This is a genomic window from Actinomadura sp. NPDC047616, assembly GCF_040642915.1.
Lineage (GTDB): Bacteria > Actinomycetota > Actinomycetes > Streptosporangiales > Streptosporangiaceae > Spirillospora > Spirillospora miaoliensis.
Genome location: NZ_JBEYTB010000019.1, coordinates 1 through 18362, shown reverse-complemented (window position 1 = coordinate 18362; position 18362 = coordinate 1). Strand labels below are relative to the sequence as shown.

Sequence of the window (18362 nt, the reverse complement as noted above, 5' to 3'; positions counted from 1 at the left end):
GCCTGAACCAATGGCCTGGCAGCCTACATCGTGGAGATCATCGGGCATGACCATCGATACGCTCGCCGCGGCGGCCGCGGGTACCTGGAAGCTCGGCGACTTGGAGATCAACCGGATCGGTTTCGGCGCGATGCGTCTGCCGCAAACCGGTGAGGCGCTGGTCGCGGATGCCGTTCCGCGTGACCGGAGCCGGGCGATCAGTGTGCTGCGCCGCGCCGTTGAGCTCGGGGTGAACCACATCGACACCGCCGCGTTCTACTTCTCACCGCTGCGCTCGGCCAACGAACTGATCAACCGCGCGCTGGCCCCCTACCCAGACGATCTGGTCATCACCACCAAGGTCGGACCGGGCCGGGACGCGTCGGGCGAATGGCTTCCCCACGCCACCCCGAGGCAGTTGCGCGGCCAGGTCGAGGAGAACCTGCGCCAGCTCGGCCGTGATCACCTCGACGTGGTCAACCTGCGCATCGTCGGAACCGATTCGATCGCCGAACGCTTCGGCGCCCTGGCCGAACTGCGCGACGCCGGGCTCATCCGCCACCTGGGCCTCTCCAACGTCCACCCCCATCATCTCGCCGAGGCCCAGGCCATAGCGCCCGTGGTGTGTGTGCAGAACATGTACGGCCTCGGCGTGCGGCCCGAGTACGACGAGTTCGTGCGTACCTGCGGAGAGCAGGGTGTCGCCTTCGTGCCGTTCTATTCGATCGCCGGGCCCGGGCGCACCGCCGGGGCGGGCAATGCGGAACGCGATGAGGTGCTCGCCGTTGCGCGCGCCCATGGGGTGAGCGCGGCGCAGATCCGGCTGGCCTGGACCCTGCACCAGGGGCCGCATGTGCTGGCCATCCCCGGCACCGGCGACCCGGATCACCTCGACGCCAATGTGGCCGCCGGCGCCCTGCGGCTTTCCGACGACGATCTTGCCGTCCTGAACTCCCTCCACCAGGACGGCGGCGTGGGTGCCGTTCGTTGATCTCGTTCCGGAGAGTGGTGGAGGGTGCGGTGCCTGCTGTGTCAGGGGCGAGGTTCGTCCAGGCGGTGACGAACGGCCCAGTCGATGATCGCTTTGGCGATGGTCTCCGGTCGGTCTTCGGGGGCGTGGTGGCCGGCCGGGCCGCAGTGCCGGATCTCCAGGGCGGCGATGTTGGCCGCGCACCATTCGGCCATCCGGTCGTCGATGAGGAGGGTTGCAGAGGAGTCGAAAGTGAGCAGGAGCTTGGGGACGCCGGTGCTGGCGGCCAGCCAGGCGTCGTAGCGCTCGACGATTTCGGCGACGTCGGCGGGTTCGCCGTCCAAGGGGAGGGAGCGGGCCCACTCCAGGATGGGGCGGCGGCTCTCGCGGGTCGGGTAGGGCGCCAGATAGCCCTGGAGCTCTTCCTCGCTCAGGGGGCTGAGTACGCCGCCGGTGTAGGCCGTCCGCACGAAGAAGTCCTGGTCGAGCACGAGGGACTCACCCTGCGGTCCGCGCATGGCCTCGGCGCGGGAGCGCGGCCCTTCGCTCAGTTCGCTCCAGGACATCGGCCGGACGATCGTCTCGAAGAAGGCCACGCCGCGGACGCGGCCAGGGTGCCGGGCCGCCCAGTCGAACGCCAGGGCCCCGCCCCAGTCGTGACCGACCAGCACCACCTCCTGCAGACCCATCCGGTCGAACCAGGCGTCCAGGTAGCGGGCATGGTCGGCGAACCGGTACGGCACGTCGGGCTTGCCGGAACGTCCCATGCCGATGAGGTCGGGGGCCAGCAGCCGCACGTCCGCACCGTGTTCCCTGACCGCGGGCAGCACGTTGCGCCACAGCCGGGAGGAACCGGGATTGCCGTGCAGGAAGACCCAGGGAGCACCCCTGCCGGTCTCCTCGTAGTGCATCGTTGAGTCGAGCAGATCAATCTCAGGCATGTGAACGTCCTTGTCTCATCGGTCGCCGGCGCATCCGGCACCGAGCGGTCGGTAGGCGGATGACCATCGGCGGCGCGGACCTGCACGGATCCGCGCCGTCGTGGTCAGGACTGCCGTGCCGCGGCCTCACACGGCGGACAGCAGGGTGTTCGCGCGGGTGAGCACGGTGTTGAGGACCCGGCCGGCGGTCGCCAGATCCTCCTCCGGCAGATCGCCCCACAGCTCCTGGGTGATCGTGGTGATGGCGGCGCGGAGCCGGCTCCACTGTTCCTTGCCCTGCTCGGTCGCTTCGACCGTGCCGTCGGGGGTGGTACGCACCATGCCCGCGGCCGTCAGCTCGGCGATGCGCTCACGCGCCGCCGCCCGGTCCACCTTCAGGACACCGGAGATCCGCTCGATGAGCGCGTCACCGGTGAAGGTTCCGCCGTTGACGATGGTCAGCGTCACCCACTGCGGTTCGGTGATGCCCGTCCCGGCCAGTTGCCGGTCCAGGATGGCGTTGAGCGCCTTCTCGGTCTGGCCGATGACCTGCGTACCGAAGACGGGCGCGGAGGCGTGGGCGGTGACGGTCATGTCGACTCCTCAGGTCATTACCGGGTTCGTGGCAGGCAACGCGCAGAGGGCGCGCATCCTTCAACGACACGACGCGTGTCGTGTCGCAGGCGGACGGCCCTGAATGAATCCGCGCGGCGTTGCACCAGGTTCCGAATGGATTCCGGCGCCCGTCCGCGGCGGGGGGCGTGATCGACCGATCCAGCCGCCAAGCGCCTCTGACCGCTGTCCAGACGACATGCTTGTCGACGGCGCCCGCCACACTCCCGTGGTGTCACAGCTTCCCGGAAAGAGGTCAGTTCTCGCGTGTCCAGGCGGGCGTGATCCGCACCTCGCGGAGGCGCCAGCCCGCCGGCGTCCGTGCTGCGGTGCCGGCCAGTCGCAGGCCGCCTGTGAAGTGGGGCGCCTGGCCGTCGCGGTAGTAGTACACAAGCGAGTTCGCCGAGGCGGCCGCCCGGTCGCCGTCGACGTTCACCAGAAGGTCAGTGGTCGTGTGCTGGGTGTGCTGCCCCTCGACCTCACCCTGTCGCATAAAGTCGACGACCTTGTCGATGCCGCGGAGCTCGCCCCCGCGCGGCGAGTGCACAGCCACATCGTCGGTGAAGACGGTGTCGGCATCCTGCCACCGCTTCTCGTCGAGCAGGCTCGCGAAGCGGGTGAACAGGTCGGCGATCTCGATACGGTCGGCGATCAGAGTATCCGTGGACATGACTCCCTTTCGTTGGCAAGACCAACATTGGTATCGCCAACTATACACGGACTCGTTGGGTGTGCCAACGATGTAAGGGGCTGTCGTGGAGGAGACACCCGCACGCCTGACCATGCAGCCGAGCGGGCTGCTCACCCATTGGCACTGCAAGCCCACCGGTGGGCGTCTGACGGTTTCGGCGAGGTGGGGCGCGCGGGTACCGGTACAGGATCCCGGCCGCGCTGGACGGGTTCGTGGTGGCCGGCCAGGCCGGGTTGCGTCCACGGAGGTGGTGTACGAGTTTCCGCAGGTGAAGAGCGTCGTGACGTGAGACGGCCACCGCGTAGATCCATCGAGATGGATGATCAAGAAGAAGGAGACAACGCGATGGCCGCGGACAACAGTGTGGACCCTGCCGAGTGGATTGCCGAGCAGATCGGGGCGTGTGAGCCGGATCTGCTGCGGTCGATGGTCAAGACGATGGCCGAGGCGCTGATGAAGCATGCGTTCCCCCGTTCGCACAGGATGTTCCGGTCATCGGCGAACAGCGCCTCCAGCCGAGCGCGGGGCGATGCCGCGGTCGCCGCGGCGCGGCGTTGCAGCCGCCGGGGGCGGGCTGGCGGCCGGCAGCTCCGCTCACGGGGCCCAGGCGGTGCACGCCGCCGACTCCCACGGACACTGATCAACCAAGCGTTGGCCATGCGCTCACCCCGCGGATCCGGGATCTGGGGAAGATCACGCTGATCCGCGACGACACCCCCATCGGCAGCCATGGGGCCGCTGGCTGCTGCCGACCCGGTGGAACCAGGACCTGGTCGCCCGACTGCTGGAGCGACCCGGATCCGCAGCGGGGCTCGCCGAAGTACGGGCAGGCAGCGCATCGGCCGCCTCTGCCGGCATGCTGGTCGGCGTCGGCCACGGTGCGGTACAGCGGGCGACCGAGGGGCGTTGTCCGCGTTCCTGCCCAAGGGGATGGTCGGCTTGGCGGCGATCTCGGGCGCCGGGACGCTGCTGCGCGCCGTACCGGCGACGTGGACGAATTCGAGCAACGCCATGGTGACCAACGCCGCAGCCGATCGGGAGCTCAGTCTCCGGTGGTGGCCAGCCAGCGGCGGACGTCGGCCATCGCGGCACCGTCGCTGTCGGCGTCGATTCCGGCGGCCAGGTCGGCGATGGAGATCTGGGCGAGCGCCTGTGACCAGGTCTCCTGCGCGGCCGCCATGGCGCGGGCGATCGCGCACGGACGCGAGCACCGCTCGGCCGGGATGCCGAGCGGTCCGCGCTGTCGGATCTCGGCGCACCGGTAGGCCGGTTCGTCGCCGTCGATGGCCCGCACCACGTCCAGCGCGCTGATCGCCGAGGCGGGCCTGGTGAGGGTGTAGCCGCCGACGTGGCCCGCGGTGGAACGGACGATACCGGCCCGCGACAGCGCCTGCAGATGCTTGGCCGTGTAGGCCGGAGGAGTGCCGTGCAGCTCGGCCAGTCGCGCGGCCGGCACCGGCTTTCGGCTCTGGCTGAGCGTGACGCAGCTGTGCAGGGCGAACTCCACTCCGTTCGACATCCTCATGTCCCCACCCTATCCAACTCGGACATCGGGTATCCGGGATGTGATAGAACTCGGATGAAAATCATCCTAGATCAATTGCTGGGGTCTCCATGACGGACACCAAAGACCTTCCCCCCGCCGACACGCCCTCCGCCCGTACGTCCCTCGTGCTGGCGGCCGTCGCGCTGTTCGCCGCCGCGGCGAACCTGAGACCGGCCATCGCGGCGGTATCGCCGCTGGTGGACCGCATCCGCGCCGACGCGGGCCTGTCGGCGACGGGGGTGTCGCTGCTGACCACCATCCCGACGCTGACCATGGGTCTGTGCGCGCCACTAGGCGCGTACGTGGGACGCAGGTACGGGTTGCAGCGCGGCGTACTGCTCGGGCTCGCAGTCATCGCCGTGGCCACCACGACCCGCCTGCTGGGCGAATCCGCCTGGCTGCAGATGAGCAGCGCGGCGATCGTGGGGGCGGGGATCGCGATCGCGCAGACGCTGCTGCCCGCGGTGGTCAAGACACGCTTCACCGCCCACGCCGGCCTGATCACCGGCCTCTACACCGCCGGTCTGGGCCTGGGCGGGGCGGTGGCGGCCGGGGTCAGCGCGCCGCTGGCCGACGCCGTCGGCTCCTGGCCGCCGGCGCTGGCGTCCTGGGCGGTGCTCGCGCTGGCAGGCATCGCGGTGTGGTCGGCGGCCAGGGGCGTCCTGAGCCTGGGCGGCACCGCGGCTCCCGCCGGACCCTCGACGCGGGGGCTGCCCTGGCGCAGCGGTGCGGCCTGGCGGATCACCGCGCTGTCGGCCGTCAACTCCGCCCTGTACTACTGCGAACTGGCCTGGGTGGCGCCGCTGCTGCACGACGACGCCGGCCGCAGCGCGTCGGCCGCCGGGGGCATGCTGACCGTGATGATCTCCATCCAGGTCGTCGCGATGCTCGCCGTCCCCGCGCTGCTGGGAGAGACCCGTGACAGGCGAGGCGGCCTGGCGTTGACGATGACGCTGACCGCCGCCGGTTTCCTGGGGCTGGCGTATACGCCGGACACGGCGACATGGCTGTGGATCGCGGCGCTGGGCGTGGGACACGGCGGCCTGTTCACGCTCGTGCTGACGCTGCCCGTGGTGGCCGGACGAAACCCAGGCGAGGCCGGACGGATCAGCGCGATGGCGTTCTTCGTCGGCTACGGCTGCGCCGCACTGGCGCCCCTGCTCGTCGGGGCGCTACGCGACACCACGGGAGACTTCCGGCTCGCCTTCGGCCTGCTCGGCGGGCTTGGCCTGCTGATGCTCCTGCCGATCGCGGCCCTGCGCGAAGCCGGCAGATCCTAACAGCCGATCGGGCGTGCCGAGCGTCGCCCCGCTGGGGGAGCGGATGGACTCGGACGCCGTGGAGCAAGCCGTCGTCGACCAGGCCGCCGCGTATGTGCTGTGCTGCTCGCGGCTCCCTTCGACCTCGCGCATCCCGGGAGGACTTGGTCGCGCTCAGGTCTCAGCGGCCTCGTCCCCGGGGTGCGTCCGCGACTTCCCGGACGCGGACGGAATCGACGTCGGCTGCGCTGACGACCACTGGGCGGTCGTTGAGTCCGGCGATGCGCCCGCCGTACGGTACGACAGCGATTGAATCGGTCAGGTCATGATGCTTCTCATCCATGCCGACGATCCACACCAAGATCACGGGACACGACTTGGCCGCGGCGAGGGACGCCGCTGAGGACCTGCTCGCGGAGGATGTCCGCGTGGCCGCAGTGCTGGGCCAGTTCACGCAGCATGTGGAGATAGACCCAGCGCAGCGGCAGCGGGCCCCGGCGGTTGCCCCGTACGAGGTCGTCGAGGGTCAACCCCGCCGCCGCCTTGCGGGACGCCGCGCAGGCCTGCTGGTGGGCCTGCTGGACGGAGCCGATCGTGTCGCCGTCGTCGAGATCGAACGACTCGTCGGGCGAGTCGGGAATGCCGATCTCGGTGCGGGATCGACATGTGATCGCCTCGTCGAACCAGACCTTCTCGACGAACGTGGCGTGCTTGACCAGCCCCAACAGCGTGGTCTTCGACGTGACCAGCGACCGGCGCGCCTGCTCCTCGGTCAGCCCCGTCAAGCTGTCGTGCAGAGCGTATCGATGCTCATCGAGGAACGCCTCGAACTGCTCGCGTAGCGCTACGTGGAAGACGGCGGATTCCATCGACGGCATGTTGACCATGACCGCAACGATAATCACCTACCTATGAACTCGCGGCCCTCCGAGCCGCCCGATCCCACGCAGGAATGGCGCCGGATACGCAGGCGCCGCAAGGCCCGGCTGAAGGGTGCCGGCCTGGTCACGGTCGGGCCTGACCAGCAAGGTCCACCTGCCGGCCGACCGGCGTTGCCGCCCGCTGTCGCCCGTCCTCCCTCTGGGCAGTCCGCCGACAGCCCCCGCTTCATCCCCGTCAGGGACAAGATCAAAGTGCGCGGCCCGGTCGGCCGCCCCGCGCCTCGGCCTCGTGCGGCCGCCGGCGACAAGGCTTACTCCTCACGCACCAACCGCCCCTACCTGCGCAGACGCCACATCAAGGCGATGATCCCCGACAAGGCCGATCAGGCGGCAACCGCAGGAACAAGGGGCGTAACAGCGGCCGCCCCACCGGCCACCGAGCTGTACCGCAACACCGTCGGACGCTGCATCAACAAGCTGAAGGGGTGGCCACCCGCTACGACAAGACACCGACAGCCACCTCGCCGGACTCCACCTGCGCGGATGCATCATCTGGCTCCGCAGCCTGCCAGCCCTCCCATGATCTGAACTACGAACAGGCCCTAGTACTACATAGCTAGATCTGGATGATCTGGAGGCGCAGGTGCCGCTTGAAGTGGTGCCTGCGCGCTTCGGCTTGGTGGCTGCGGTGGAGGTTGGACCAGTAGAGTCCAAGTTTGACGGCATGATCATCTTTGCCGATCAAGTTGAACAGGTGCCGGATCTCTGCGACGGACAGAGCGATCAGTCGCCGGACCTGTCGCCGAGGCGCCCGTTCGGGGGTTTGTGGTGGTTGCTGCCGGTCCGCCGGTTGTGCGTCGCCGGTCCCCGCCGGTTGTCCACAGGGGGTGGGTCCCCTTTTTAGTGGTACCGAGTCGGCGTCCAGCGGCGGCGGGACCAGGTACATGCGGTCGATGCCTTCGACGGCCCGCTCGTAGGTCGCCGGGTCGTGCCAGTCGAACCGGACATACTCGCCGACGCCGTGCTGTTCGGCCTTCGGCCAGAACCACAAACTGCGCCGCCATCTGGAAGAACAACAGATCCGTTCAGGACGCCCGTTGGGTGGTTGCTGAGCTAGGCAGCAGAGTTCGCCGAGACACTGCTCGGAGCGGACGAACTGGTGCGCCGGGGAGAAGAGGACCGTGTCACCTCGCAGGTGCGCGACCTCACGGGCCGCCCGCCGATCACGTTCGAGTAGTTCGTCGTCGACCACCGGTCGGAGTGGTTGTAGAGATCACCTGCTCGCTGTCCAGGCATGCGGGTGAGTTCCCCATCCGGTGAGACGGGCCGCGCGGGCTGCGGCATGCCGAGCGGCAGCAGCGGACGCCGGGTCGGCGTCGTCGGCGACAGACGCTGCCATGGCTGGTTCCTGGAGCGGTGGCGACGTCCCCGGCACCGGTACCGGTGCGGATCTGATCGGCGGCGACTCCGGCTCTGGCCGCGGCCATCTCATCTCCGGATGGTCGGCGCCAGGGCCGGAGCCGACCTCGCCTGTACCGTTCGCGCCGAGCAGGATCAGCTCGTCGAGCGCTTCACGGCGCCATAGCGGGAGGCAACCCGTGCTCGCTGTGAATTCCATGGCCCGATGTATGCTCCGGGTGGAGGCGCGCTTTCGGCTGGTTATTCGGGCCGCGCGAATTGGCGCCGACTGGTGTATAGTCGGTTGAATGGCAAAAATCACTCTTGCGCCGTACGACTCGCAATGGGAGGCGGATTTCCTGGAGGTCGGGTCGGCTCTGCGCACGGCATTGGAGCCCGTGCTGGGCGACCGCTTGACCGGTGTTCATCACATCGGTTCCACGTCGGTCCCCGGAATCGCGGCCAAGCCGATCATCGATGTTCAGGTGTCGATACGCGACTTCCGCCCCTGGACGCGGACTGACCTGGTCGCTCCTGACGAGCCCGCCGAGCGGCCCTCGCGTGAGCATATCGGGGAATCCGAGGCGCTCATCGACGCGGTGGAGTCCACCGGCCTGCGGTGGCTCGGCGACTGGTGCATCGACTACCGCAAATGGCTGTTCAACCGGCGCGACGATCTCGCCGTCAACTGCCACGTCCGCCGAGAAGGCTGCGTCAGCCAGCAGCAGGCCCTGCTTTTCCGTGACTACTTGCGAGTCAACAAAGCGGCCCGGCAGCGCTACGAGGACGTCAAACGGGAACTGGCCGCCCGCGACTGGGATCTCGTCGACGACTACGCGGACGCCAAGGGCGATTGCGTATGGGGGATCCTGCGCGAGGCCGACAAGTGGAGCCAAGCGGGTTGGTTCCCGTCCTCCACCGACATCTGATCGCTTAATCGCATTGTCCAGCCGCCCCCCGACTTCTTTCTCGAGGTCTCCAGGGGCGGTCCGCGGGCAACGGCCCATCGGGGCGCCCACGCTCGGCCCTCTACGCCGAACGTGGGCGCTCCCGGGCCCGAGTCTCTGCGTGCGCAGCCCCGTCCGCATCAGCCAGCGGACACGGCAAATACGGTGAGCTGGCCGTTGCCGGCTGGAGCCGTTCAACCTGGCACGCACATCGACTTGCTGCCCGCTTGGTCGCCGATTCGAGAACGGGCCACGCGGCGATGCGTTCGACCCGTTCCCGGCGCAGCCGTTCGTAGGTCTCCAACGCCTTCGGCACATCCGTCGTGTACCGCCTTTGCAAGAACGATGACCGCGGTAGCGAGCCGGTCGGCGTCCTGGGTGGCGCCGTCCTCGATCCCGGCCAACTCGAGCGGCCAACTCCATCAGGTCCCTGCCATGCGACCCGGCGGCGTAGCGGTGCATCACCGGTGTCCCGACCACCTGGTGCAGCATCGAAAGGATTTGGCCGCACCGATCGGTGCAGCGCGGAGTTGTCCCGGCCCGGCAACGCGTAATGATCCAACAGATCGCTCACCAGACCACCGACGGCGAACCCGCGTCCAGCCTGCGCCAACATCACAGCCGCAGGTCGATCCGCCGACGAGGCGACGGCCGCCGTGGCACAGGGGGACCCTCCGTGCACCCGGGTGAGCATCGCCGCGTCCCCTGGAGCACCGCCGATCCGGTCTCGCCATGACTCGACGCCACGCGGAATCCACCCTGGCTCCGAGAGCGAGCAGCCGCTCCAGCTCGGCGTCCTGGTCGCGGTCGGTCGGGTTGACGTCGATGTGCAGTCGGACTTTCCGGGCCGCGGGTCGCTGCTGGGGCTGAGGACGAGGGTGGGCTGCGGGCTGCCGAAACCGGGCGTCGGGCGGCCCGATCTCGATGCTTCCATCGTCCTCCCTGCCGAGTTCGACGTAGCCGAGGAGCTCACTCCAGAACGCGGCGAGCCGGTCGGGATCGGCGCAGCCGATGACCAGCTCACTGATGCGGCTTGTCATGCCCGTCAGCGTTTAGACAACCCCGAGTCCGCGCGGGCTGTTACGTGAGAGGAGAAAGCTGACGGCCCGGCTCGCCATGCTCCTACCTGCTGAGTGCCCGCTTGAGGGAGTCGGCTTGAAGGATGAGGAGGTTTTCAGCCACCGGCCCGTGCGAAGACAGGTGAGTCACGCCGGGCAGTGGGAGCACAGTGTGAGGGCAGCCTACGGCCGTCAACGCGGCGGACAGTCGCAGTGTGTGTGCGACCGTGACGTTGTCATCGGCCAATCCGTGTATCAACATCAACGGCCGCCGGAGTGTTGCGGCCTCATCGAGTAGCGAGGAACGGTCATGGCCCTCGGGGTTCTGGGCAGAATGGCCCAGGTAGCGCTCATTCCAATAGGTGTCGTAGAGCCGCTGGTCGGTGACGGGTGCGCCAGCCACGGCGGCATGAAAGACATCGGGCCGCCTCAGCACGGCCAGCGCGGCCAAGAAGCCACCGAACGACCAGCCGCGGATACCCACGCGACCGAGGTCCAGGTCCGGATGGTGCGCCTTGGCCTCGTACAGGGCCGAGATCTGATCCTCCAAGGGAAGGTGGCCCTTGTCCCCATAGATCGTGCGCTCCCACGCGGGTCCGCGCCCGGGCGCCCCGCGTCCGTCGGCCACCACGACGGCAAAGCCCTGATCGGCGAACCACTGCGAAGCCCGCCTGATCACCGCCCAGGCGACCTCGACATCGTGCGCACCTGGGGCGGCGGGCAGATCGCCTCGGCCGACGGGCTGCCGGGGACGTACTCGTAGCTGGTCGCCCGGCTCACGTCCAGCAGCCGGGCGATCGAGGCGATCGCCGCGTCCGGCTGGGCGAGCAGGGCGCGGGCGTCCGCGTTCCACCAGACCGACCCGCAGCGGCTGGCCGCCGAGATCGCCGTCAACGTCACCAGCCTGACCGAGCTCGGCCGCGTGTTCATCGAACGGCTGCGGGCCCGCCCCGGCGGCGTGCTCGTCAACGTCGCCAGCATGGCCGCCTACCAGGCCACCCCGACCATGGCCGTCTACGGCGCGACCAAGGCGTTCGTGCTGAGCCTCACCGAGGCGCTGTGGTACGAGTCGCGCGGCAGCGGACTGCGCGTAATGGCGCTGTCGCCCGGCGCGACCGAAACCGAGTTCTTCGACGTCGCCGGGGACGGGGCCGACGGCGGCACCGGGCGGATGCACCCGGAGCAGGTCGTTGAGATCGCCCTGCGGGCTCTGGACCGGCGCAACCCGCCCCCCAGCGTGATCACCGGCAGGCGGAACCGGCTGATGGCGCACGCGGGACGGCTGGCCGGCCGCCGACGGATGACCATGATCATCGGCTCCATGATGGACCGCACCGCAGCGGGACACTGAGACGCCGCCCCGCACCCGCCAAAGGAGACCCGACGCTACCCTGCCTCCGCTGTGGCTTCGGAAGTTCCGGGCCGGCAGCGGGACCGCGGCGCTACCTCACATAAAGGTCCCGAGCCCCTAGAGGGCTTCTGAAAAGGGTCAGGTCGGGCATGCTGGGTGGTACCGCGCCCCGAGTCTGGAGGGTGTGATGTCCGCCCGTTCCCTTTATCCGACCCTGATAGCCGCGTCCGCGATATCGCCGGACAGGTCGGAGTCACCGAGGCGCTTCGCGAGCGCCAGCCGGTTATTGGTACAGCCATTGGCGCAGGTGGGCATAGTCGCAGCCTTTGTCGCCGTGGAGCTTGGCCGGGCGGCACGACGTGGCTCGCAGCGGGATCGGGTCGGCGGGATGCCGCGGACGAGAGGTTGCAGGGCCAGGTGTCATGGGTGTTGGCGGCGGAGATCGCGACACTGACCGGCACGCCGGTCCGTTCGGTGAGCAAGTAAATCTTCGACCCGTTCTTGCCGCGGTCGACAGGATTCGAACCCGTCAGCTTCCCCCTTTGAGCGCCCACATGTTCACCGAGTCGATCACGCACCGCGACCAGGCCGGCTCCCCGCGCGACCCCGGCTCGTCCAGTATCAGCCGGTGCAACTTGGCCCGGACCCGGGCGTTGGTCCACTCGGTGAAACGCCGGTGAGCCGTGGGCCCGGACGGGCCGAACACCGGCGGCAGTTGCTGCCACGTGCAGCCCGAGGTCGCCACGAAGATGATCGCGGCCAGCACCTCACGGTTCCCGTGCCGCCGCCGGCCACCGCCCCAACGGTATGAGCTCGGGGGGCGACCAGCATCGGAACGAAAAGTCGCGTTAGTGGGCCTGGTGGAGTCGGCGTAGCGCGGATGGTCGTTCCGGGCGACAGCCGCCGCCGAACACCGGCCCGGCCGCCGTTGAGGCGCCAGGTCCCGGCGGGATGAATTCGGCCGGGAAGCGGTTCTTGTGGTGTCTACCTGCCAGCGCTGCCGGAACAGCCTCTCGCATTGCAGTCAGTGCCGCGGAGGTGACGTGTGCGATGCGGCGACGTCCGCGCTCGCCGAGCACGTCGCTGGAGAGTTCTGGTACTCGGCGGCGAGGCGGATCAGCTCTTCGAGTCGATCGTGCGCCCTGGTCAGGGCGTCGATCTTGACCCGGATACGGGCACGCTCGTCCGTGAGTCGGCGTGTCATCTGCGTGGTCGCGACGAGGGTGTCCAGGAACGGGAGGATCTGCAGGATCGCCTTACTGGTCAGACCGGCCGCGTAGAGGAGCTGGATGAACTTCACCCGCTCAACGGCAGACTCGGGGTACTGGCGGTGGCCGCTGGGGCTGCGGTCGGCGATGACGAGCCCCTGCTCTTCGTAGTACCTCAGCGCACGGACGCTGACTCCGGCACGTTCGGCCACCTTTCCGATGCGCATGGCACCTCCCGTGCAGTCCGGACTTGATCCTCACGTTGACGTGAGGATCTAGCGTACGTCTTATGAACATTCACGGAGCGACTGCGCTCGTCACCGGAGCCAACCGCGGCATCGGCCGCCACCTCGCCGCCCAGCTCGTCGAGCGAGGCGCGAAGGTCTACGCGACTGCCCGTCGTCCCGAGTCCATCGATCTCGACGGCGTCGAGGTCCTCGCCCTGGACATCTCCGACCCGGACTCCGTCGCGGCCGCAGCCCGCGTAGCGGGCGATGTGAACCTGCTGGTCAACAATGCCGGCATCGGAGGCGGCGCCCTGCTCGGTGACCTGCAGGCGGTCCGTGCTGCGCTGGACGTGAACTTCTGGGGCACGCTGTCGATGGCCCGTGCCTTCGCGCCGGTCCTCGCAGCGAACGGCGGGGGCGCGATCGTGAACATGGCCTCTTCGGCGTCCTGGTTCGTCTTCCCCGGCAGCAGCGCCTACGCGGTGTCGAAGGCGGCCGTCTGGAGCATGAGTAAAGCGCTGCGCCAGGAACTGGCTGGTCAGGGCACGCTCGTCACCTCAGTGCATCTTGCGATGGCCGACACCGACATGACGAAGGGCTACGACATGCCCAAGATGGACCCCGCCGATGTCGCCCGTATCGCCCTCGACGGTGTCGAGGCCGAGGCGCTCGAGGTGGTCGTCGACGAGTTCACCGAAATGGTCAAGGCATCGCTGAGCAAGGACCCGCGGGAGTTCGACAAGCAGTTCCACCAGTTCCTGAACGCCTGACCGCAACCCATCCGCTCCCTACAAGGTGCGGAACGCACCCGGGCGCTGAGCGATGTGGCCGGAACCCTGCTGTCGCAGGCACCCGCCCCGCCGCGGGTGCGGGCGGCGGCGTTCCGGATGCTCGCCACCCTGCCCGGCGTCAAGGCCGAGGGACGGCGGCCGACCCGATGGGCTGTACCGGAAGGGTGATCTCCCTAACGCTGGCGACGACCGTCCCGCTCGGCCTGTACACCGCGCCCAAGCAACTGGGCACCTACCAGCGTCAGTGGATCATCGATCCGGTCGGCGGGCGCCTTCTGGCCATCCGCGACCTGGTGGCCACGCCGCCGCACGGCAGCCGGGCCCTCCCGCCGGGAGACGACCGACGGCAAGCCCCGCCGCCTGGAGGCTGCGGACATGCCGGACCGCTTCCTGAAGACAGGCGAGGTTTCCTCGTATCAGGTGTTCGCCGTGGCGGAGTGGACCAACACTCCACCGAGGTAAGCCCCACTCCACGAGCCGCCGTGCCTACCTCGCCGGGCACGGCGACCTCCGGCTGTCCGGACCGCCGGTGTTCCGAGCCTGATCCGCTTGGTCCGTTGAGACCGGGGCAGCAGCCTGTAGCGAGCCCGTGGCGGCGTCGCGGCTTGTTCCGTAAGGGGATCCCCCACCGGAACACCCGCCGGCCGGGACAGCGCCCAGGTCGAGGTGTTCCGTAAGAGTGTTCCGCGAACTGTCCCGGTGGTGGGGCCCTCTCCGGAACACTGGACGGCGTGACTGCCGTCAACGCTGCCGCTTCCGGCACGGCCCCTGTCCCGGCCCCCGGTACGGTCCGGGTCGGGTACGCCCGCTGCTCCACCGACGAGCAGGACGTCGTCGTCCAGACCGAGCAGTTGCTCGCGCTCGGCGTCCCGGCCGATCGGATCTACATCGATCGGGGCTTTTCCGGGACCACCCGCCGCAATCGCGGCGGCTTGGACCAGGCCCTGGCGGCGGTGTGGCCGGGCAGCGTGTTCACCGTGACCAAGTTCGACCGGTTCGCGCGCAACATGGCCGAGGCCAACCAGATCCTCACCGACCTGTCTGACCGGGAGGTGCTGTTCGGGCTGGGCGGATCGGTCTACGACTGGAGGGACCCGTTCGGCCGGCTGTTCCTGCAGACCCTGGCGATGGTGGCGGAGTTCGAGGCCAACCTGGGGCACCTGCGCACCCGCGAGGGCATGGCGCTGGCCAAGAGGAACGGCAAGCTCAAAGGCAAGCAGCCCAAACTGCCCGAGTCCGCGCGGCGTTCCATCCGCCGCCGCTACGCCGAAGGCGAGGTGTCGCTGGCGGATCTGGCGACCGAGTACAGCGTTGGCCGCTCCACCATCCACCGCATCATCCACGGGCCGCCAACCCGGCTTGTGTGATCGGGACGGGACGCATGGGCACCGTCATGGTCGAGTGGCTGGCCGGTGCCGACGTTTCCCTGCAGCGCGTCTGGAGGTCCTGATCGCCCCCGACGGGCCCGTCCTGCGCGCCATTCTGGACTAGCCCGTCTCGGTCGGGAACAGGATCGGGCTGAGCAGGTACTGCGCGCGGCCGGTGGCGGGCTCGTTGGCCAGTCTGGGTTCTATCGCGGCGCGGAGCTCGCCGATCAGTTCGCGGAGCTCATCTGGGCTGAGCCACAGCGCATGCTGGCGGTACCCGACGAGATCGGCGGCCGGGTCGGCCTCGTCCCGGTCGAGGTAGGCGCCGAACCCGGCGAGCAGGGTCGCCATCGCGGCCGCGAACGCCCGCCGGTGGTCGGCGGCCGACAGTGTCCCGGCCGTATCGGGATTGATCACCGCGCCGTCCTGCCGGAGCCGGTAGTGGCGCTCCACCGCGCCGCGCACCCGCCGCTCCTCGGCCACCTCCAGCACGCCCCCGGCCACGAGCAGGTCGATGTGTCGGTAGACCGTGGCCTTGGAGACGTCGGGGATCCGCGCGCACAGCTCTGCTGTGGTGAGCGTCCGCCCGCCCTTCATCGCGTGCACCACCCGCAACCGCACCGGGTGCGCCATCAGCTCCAACACGTCCACCCTGCCTATGTTCTCACATGTGCTACCTTTCCAGAAAATGAGAAAGGTGGAGGATGGTGGAGACGTTCCACGAGCACGACGTCACGGTCGGGGACGGCACCCTCGCCGTACCGGGGACGCTGACCCTGCCCGACGGGGCAGGGCCCTGGCCCGGGGTCGTGCTGCTCAGCGGCGGAGGGCCGTTCGACCGCGACGAGACCAGCGGGCCGAACAAACCGTTCAAGGACATCGCGTGGGGGCTGGCACGCCGGGGCGTGGCGGTGCTGCGGTTCGACAAGGTGACCTTCGCCCATCCGCAGAACCCCGTCGCCACCATGACCGAGGAGTACGTCCCGCACGCCGTCGCGGCTGTCACCCTCCTCCAGGATCAGCCGGGCGTGGATCCCGCGCGGGTGTTCGTCCTTGGCCACAGCATGGGCGGCAAGGTCGCGCCACGGGTCGCGGCCGCCGAGCCGTCGGTGGCCGGCCTAGTGATCATGGCTGGTGACACGCAGCCGATGCAGCACGCGGCCATACGCGTCATCGGCCATCTCGCCTCGCTGGATCCGAGCCCGGCCGCGCAGGCGGCGGTGGAGCAGATCACGCGGCAGGCCGCGGTCGTCGACGGCCCTGGCCTGACCCCCGAGACGCCCGCCGAGGACCTGCCGTTCGGACTGCCCGCCTCGTACTGGCTCGACCTGCGCGCCTACGACCCGGTCGCGGAGGCGTCAGCGCTGGACGTACCGATGCTCATCCTGCAGGGCGGCCGCGACTACCAGATGACGATCGCCGATGATCTGGCGGGCTGGGAAGCGGGCCTCGGGCATCGTGCAAATGTGACGATCCGGGTGTACGAGGCCGCCGACCATCTGTTCTTCGCCGGAGATGGCCCGTCCACGCCCGCGGACTACCTCAAAGCCCAGCACGTCGACCCGGCGGTGATCTCCGACGTCGCCGACTGGCTGATCACCCGATAGGGGCGAGCTGCCGGTCAGGCGGGCAGCTGGCAGGCGGGGCACCAGAACAGTTGCGGCCCACCAGTTGCTGCGTGCGGATCTCTTGCCGGGGACCGGCGCCGTGGTCATCGTCCGCAAGACCAAGGACGGCCTGGAGGCGGCCCGCCGCCGCGGCCGGGTCGGCGGCCGCCGACCGGTGGTCGATGACGACAAGCGCGCCGCGATCCTGGCCCGCCGCGAGCGCGGGGAATCCATCCGCACCATCGCCGCCGGCGTCAAGGTCTGCGTCGGCGTCGTCCACAAGACCCTGACCGAGGCCCGGCCAGAGGCACAGGGCGAGCGGTAGCCCACGCTGGGCCCAGCTGTTTAATCACTCGTGAGCGGGCCATTCCTCGGCCAGGAGCGCGTATGAGAGACCGTCGAGCCATCCCCTGGTGCGGTGGAGTGAGTCTCTCACCGTGTGCTGTTCGCGGCGCATCCCGACCCGCTCCATCAGCCGCCACGAGGATTCGTTGTCATAGAAGCAGTCCGCGTGCAGGCGGCGCAGGCCAAGACTCTTGAAGGAGATGTCGATGAGGGCGCGTACCGCTTCGGTGGCGTAGCCCTTGCCGCCGTAGGAGGGATCGAGCGTCCACCCGAGCTCTCCTTGGACGCTTTTCGCCTGGTCAGCGACCTCTTCCTGGGCCCAAGCGTCCTGCACCTGCAGCGTCAGATCGCCGATCACCGTGCCGTCCAGTTCGATGATGAGCAGGTCTGCGAGCCGCTCCTCATCGAGAAAACGCTCACGGTAGTCGTCGTAGTTCTCTGTGGCGGCCGTGACCCATTCGTAAGTCTCCGGCAGTCGCCGGTAGGCCCAGGTCGCGTCCAGGTCGTCGGAGGCAGCCCGGCGCAACAGCAGTCGGTCGGTGGAAATCGGCCAGTCCAGCGTGTCAAGAGGGTGAGGCATGGGCCTCATACTGACAGCGGGCTGTGGTGATACACAAAAGGGATTACTGCGGGCGACGTCTCCGACAACGACGCGGCGATCGCCCTACAGGAACCGACAGGACACCGAAGCGACCAGGGCTCCCGGAAACCCGCGTACTGATAATCAAGTGGGCCCGGGGGCCGGGGCGGGATTGGTCGGGTGTCACAGGCGGGGCGTCGGCTCCGTCTGGTGGGCGTCGCGGAGGGGTCTACGGCGCCGTCAACCACGCCCAGCACACCCCACGCGACCAATGGACCGCAGGCGGCTTCCTCAAAGCCAGTGCCAAAGGCGCAGCCGTAGGCGTCATCACCCATGGCGCCGCCGGCCTGGCCGCCAAAGCCGCCGCACCCGTCATCCAACGCGTCGTCCCCCGCATCGCCAGCAAGATCAGAGGCCCCGGTGCCGGCAAGGGCGGCGCCCCCGCCAAGGGCAACAGCGTCGCCAAAGCCAAACCCGCCGCAGCCAAGAGAACCAACTCTCGCGCTAAAGGCTGTCCCGTAATGATCAGGAAGTGCTGGAGAGCGTCGGCGGCGGGCGTGGCGTGGAGGCCGGTCAGCCGGCCATGGCCAGGTTGCGCAGGAGGGCGATGCCGCGGGTGGCGTGG

Annotated in this window: 20 protein-coding genes and 3 pseudogenes; 10 read left to right on the top strand and 13 right to left on the bottom strand. The window is 69.0% G+C overall.

What is annotated here, in order from left to right; translation table 11 throughout:
* The first annotated feature begins 46 nt into the window (after positions 1-46).
* Complete coding sequence (locus ABZ801_RS34705) at positions 47-970, top strand: aldo/keto reductase (RefSeq protein ID WP_360706254.1); 924 nt, start codon at positions 47-49, stop codon at positions 968-970.
* 41 nt (positions 971-1011) lie between these two features.
* Here the strand turns inward: ABZ801_RS34705 and ABZ801_RS34700 are convergent, their stop codons facing one another.
* The 4 genes from ABZ801_RS34700 to ABZ801_RS34685 form a co-directional block, all read right to left on the bottom strand.
* Positions 1012-1890 (bottom strand): haloalkane dehalogenase, encoded by an 879-nt coding sequence (locus ABZ801_RS34700; RefSeq protein WP_360706251.1) that lies wholly within the window; start codon positions 1888-1890, stop codon positions 1012-1014.
* 126 nt (positions 1891-2016) lie between these two features.
* Entirely contained in the window at positions 2017-2463 is a 447-nt protein-coding gene (locus ABZ801_RS34695; RefSeq protein ID WP_360706248.1) for a hypothetical protein, read from the bottom strand.
* 274 nt (positions 2464-2737) lie between these two features.
* Positions 2738-3151 carry a nuclear transport factor 2 family protein gene (locus tag ABZ801_RS34690; RefSeq protein WP_360706245.1) on the bottom strand — a complete coding sequence of 138 codons (414 nt, stop codon included), beginning with the start codon at positions 3149-3151 and terminating at the stop codon, positions 2738-2740.
* Between the two features lie 1063 nt (positions 3152-4214).
* Positions 4215-4697 (bottom strand): Rrf2 family transcriptional regulator, encoded by a 483-nt coding sequence (locus ABZ801_RS34685; RefSeq protein WP_360706243.1) that lies wholly within the window; start codon positions 4695-4697, stop codon positions 4215-4217.
* A gap of 89 nt (positions 4698-4786) precedes the next feature.
* Between ABZ801_RS34685 and ABZ801_RS34680 the strand changes: the two genes are divergently transcribed.
* Positions 4787-5998 (top strand): MFS transporter, encoded by a 1212-nt coding sequence (locus ABZ801_RS34680; protein ID WP_360706240.1) that lies wholly within the window; start codon positions 4787-4789, stop codon positions 5996-5998.
* A gap of 314 nt (positions 5999-6312) precedes the next feature.
* Here the strand turns inward: ABZ801_RS34680 and ABZ801_RS34675 are convergent, their stop codons facing one another.
* On the bottom strand, positions 6313-6864 hold the full coding sequence (locus ABZ801_RS34675; protein WP_360706237.1) for a DinB family protein: 552 nt from the start codon (positions 6862-6864) through the stop codon (positions 6313-6315).
* A gap of 291 nt (positions 6865-7155) precedes the next feature.
* On the opposite strand from ABZ801_RS34675, the pseudogene ABZ801_RS34670 reads away from it, so the two are divergent.
* Positions 7156-7441, top strand: a pseudogene (locus ABZ801_RS34670) (IS5/IS1182 family transposase); the annotation flags it as partial.
* Between the two features lie 33 nt (positions 7442-7474).
* Here the strand turns inward: ABZ801_RS34670 and ABZ801_RS34665 are convergent.
* Positions 7475-8110 (bottom strand): hypothetical protein, encoded by a 636-nt coding sequence (locus ABZ801_RS34665; protein WP_360706234.1) that lies wholly within the window; start codon positions 8108-8110, stop codon positions 7475-7477.
* A 454-nt stretch (positions 8111-8564) separates the two neighbouring features.
* Here ABZ801_RS34665 and ABZ801_RS34660 point away from each other — a divergent pair, with 454 nt between their 5' ends.
* On the top strand, positions 8565-9185 hold the full coding sequence (locus ABZ801_RS34660; protein ID WP_360706231.1) for a GrpB family protein: 621 nt from the start codon (positions 8565-8567) through the stop codon (positions 9183-9185).
* 479 nt (positions 9186-9664) lie between these two features.
* Here ABZ801_RS34660 and ABZ801_RS34655 read toward each other — a convergent pair whose 3' ends face one another.
* The 3 genes and pseudogenes from ABZ801_RS34655 to ABZ801_RS34645 all read right to left on the bottom strand — a co-directional run bounded on the left by ABZ801_RS34655 (position 9665) and on the right by ABZ801_RS34645 (position 11155).
* A complete protein-coding gene (locus tag ABZ801_RS34655; RefSeq protein ID WP_360706228.1) occupies positions 9665-10243 on the bottom strand; it encodes a VOC family protein in 579 nt (192 codons plus the stop codon).
* A gap of 82 nt (positions 10244-10325) precedes the next feature.
* Positions 10326-10925: pseudogene (locus tag ABZ801_RS34650) on the bottom strand (prolyl oligopeptidase family serine peptidase); the annotation flags it as partial.
* A gap of 11 nt (positions 10926-10936) precedes the next feature.
* Complete coding sequence (locus tag ABZ801_RS34645; protein ID WP_360706225.1) at positions 10937-11155, bottom strand: hypothetical protein; 219 nt, start codon at positions 11153-11155, stop codon at positions 10937-10939.
* On the opposite strand from ABZ801_RS34645, the gene ABZ801_RS34640 reads away from it, so the two are divergent.
* On the top strand, positions 11058-11612 hold the full coding sequence (locus tag ABZ801_RS34640; protein ID WP_360706616.1) for an SDR family NAD(P)-dependent oxidoreductase: 555 nt from the start codon (positions 11058-11060) through the stop codon (positions 11610-11612). The genes ABZ801_RS34645 and ABZ801_RS34640 overlap by 98 nt on opposite strands.
* A gap of 292 nt (positions 11613-11904) precedes the next feature.
* Here ABZ801_RS34640 and ABZ801_RS34635 read toward each other — a convergent pair.
* Both ABZ801_RS34635 and ABZ801_RS34630 read right to left on the bottom strand, forming a co-directional pair.
* Positions 11905-12411: pseudogene (locus ABZ801_RS34635) on the bottom strand (IS5 family transposase); the annotation flags it as partial.
* A 225-nt stretch (positions 12412-12636) separates the two neighbouring features.
* Positions 12637-13047 carry a MerR family transcriptional regulator gene (locus ABZ801_RS34630; RefSeq protein WP_360706223.1) on the bottom strand — a complete coding sequence of 137 codons (411 nt, stop codon included), beginning with the start codon at positions 13045-13047 and terminating at the stop codon, positions 12637-12639.
* A 62-nt stretch (positions 13048-13109) separates the two neighbouring features.
* On the opposite strand from ABZ801_RS34630, the gene ABZ801_RS34625 reads away from it, so the two are divergent.
* The 3 genes from ABZ801_RS34625 to ABZ801_RS34615 all read left to right on the top strand — a co-directional run bounded on the left by ABZ801_RS34625 (position 13110) and on the right by ABZ801_RS34615 (position 15205).
* Positions 13110-13817: an SDR family oxidoreductase gene (locus ABZ801_RS34625; protein WP_360706220.1), complete on the top strand. Its 708-nt coding sequence runs from the start codon at positions 13110-13112 to the stop codon at positions 13815-13817.
* A gap of 54 nt (positions 13818-13871) precedes the next feature.
* Complete coding sequence (locus ABZ801_RS34620) at positions 13872-14006, top strand: hypothetical protein (RefSeq protein ID WP_256863446.1); 135 nt, start codon at positions 13872-13874, stop codon at positions 14004-14006.
* Positions 14007-14569: 563 nt separating this feature from the next.
* Positions 14570-15205, top strand: coding sequence for a recombinase family protein (locus ABZ801_RS34615; protein ID WP_360706217.1), 636 nt, complete (start codon positions 14570-14572; stop codon positions 15203-15205).
* Between the two features lie 120 nt (positions 15206-15325).
* Here the strand turns inward: ABZ801_RS34615 and ABZ801_RS34610 are convergent, their stop codons facing one another.
* Positions 15326-15856: a helix-turn-helix domain-containing protein gene (locus ABZ801_RS34610; RefSeq protein ID WP_360706214.1), complete on the bottom strand. Its 531-nt coding sequence runs from the start codon at positions 15854-15856 to the stop codon at positions 15326-15328.
* A 53-nt stretch (positions 15857-15909) separates the two neighbouring features.
* Here ABZ801_RS34610 and ABZ801_RS34605 point away from each other — a divergent pair, with 53 nt between their 5' ends.
* Together ABZ801_RS34605 and ABZ801_RS34600 are read left to right on the top strand one after the other, a co-directional pair.
* The gene (locus tag ABZ801_RS34605; protein WP_360706211.1) at positions 15910-16812 is read left to right on the top strand and encodes an alpha/beta fold hydrolase; all 903 of its coding nucleotides are present in this window, start codon (positions 15910-15912) and stop codon (positions 16810-16812) included.
* A gap of 100 nt (positions 16813-16912) precedes the next feature.
* Positions 16913-17137 carry a hypothetical protein gene (locus tag ABZ801_RS34600; protein ID WP_360706208.1) on the top strand — a complete coding sequence of 75 codons (225 nt, stop codon included), beginning with the start codon at positions 16913-16915 and terminating at the stop codon, positions 17135-17137.
* A gap of 24 nt (positions 17138-17161) precedes the next feature.
* On the opposite strand, the gene ABZ801_RS34595 is transcribed toward ABZ801_RS34600, so the two are convergent.
* Complete coding sequence (locus tag ABZ801_RS34595) at positions 17162-17737, bottom strand: GNAT family N-acetyltransferase (protein WP_360706205.1); 576 nt, start codon at positions 17735-17737, stop codon at positions 17162-17164.
* Positions 17738-18362: the final 625 nt, after the last annotated feature.

Excerpts from the sequence above, each read along its gene's own strand:
- ABZ801_RS34705 (WP_360706254.1), top strand. The coding sequence starts at position 47 with ATGACCATCGATACGCTCGCCGCGGCGGCCGCGGGTACCTGGAAGCTC.
- ABZ801_RS34700 (WP_360706251.1), bottom strand. The coding sequence starts at position 1,890 with ATGCCTGAGATTGATCTGCTCGACTCAACGATGCACTACGAGGAGACC.
- ABZ801_RS34695 (WP_360706248.1), bottom strand. The coding sequence starts at position 2,463 with ATGACCGTCACCGCCCACGCCTCCGCGCCCGTCTTCGGTACGCAGGTC.
- ABZ801_RS34690 (WP_360706245.1), bottom strand. The coding sequence starts at position 3,151 with ATGTCCACGGATACTCTGATCGCCGACCGTATCGAGATCGCCGACCTG.
- ABZ801_RS34685 (WP_360706243.1), bottom strand. The coding sequence starts at position 4,697 with ATGAGGATGTCGAACGGAGTGGAGTTCGCCCTGCACAGCTGCGTCACG.
- ABZ801_RS34680 (WP_360706240.1), top strand. The coding sequence starts at position 4,787 with ATGACGGACACCAAAGACCTTCCCCCCGCCGACACGCCCTCCGCCCGT.
- ABZ801_RS34675 (WP_360706237.1), bottom strand. The coding sequence starts at position 6,864 with ATGGTCAACATGCCGTCGATGGAATCCGCCGTCTTCCACGTAGCGCTA.
- ABZ801_RS34660 (WP_360706231.1), top strand. The coding sequence starts at position 8,565 with ATGGCAAAAATCACTCTTGCGCCGTACGACTCGCAATGGGAGGCGGAT.
- ABZ801_RS34655 (WP_360706228.1), bottom strand. The coding sequence starts at position 10,243 with ATGACAAGCCGCATCAGTGAGCTGGTCATCGGCTGCGCCGATCCCGAC.
- ABZ801_RS34630 (WP_360706223.1), bottom strand. The coding sequence starts at position 13,047 with ATGCGCATCGGAAAGGTGGCCGAACGTGCCGGAGTCAGCGTCCGTGCG.
- ABZ801_RS34625 (WP_360706220.1), top strand. The coding sequence starts at position 13,110 with ATGAACATTCACGGAGCGACTGCGCTCGTCACCGGAGCCAACCGCGGC.
- ABZ801_RS34605 (WP_360706211.1), top strand. The coding sequence starts at position 15,910 with ATGGTGGAGACGTTCCACGAGCACGACGTCACGGTCGGGGACGGCACC.
- ABZ801_RS34595 (WP_360706205.1), bottom strand. The coding sequence starts at position 17,737 with ATGCCTCACCCTCTTGACACGCTGGACTGGCCGATTTCCACCGACCGA.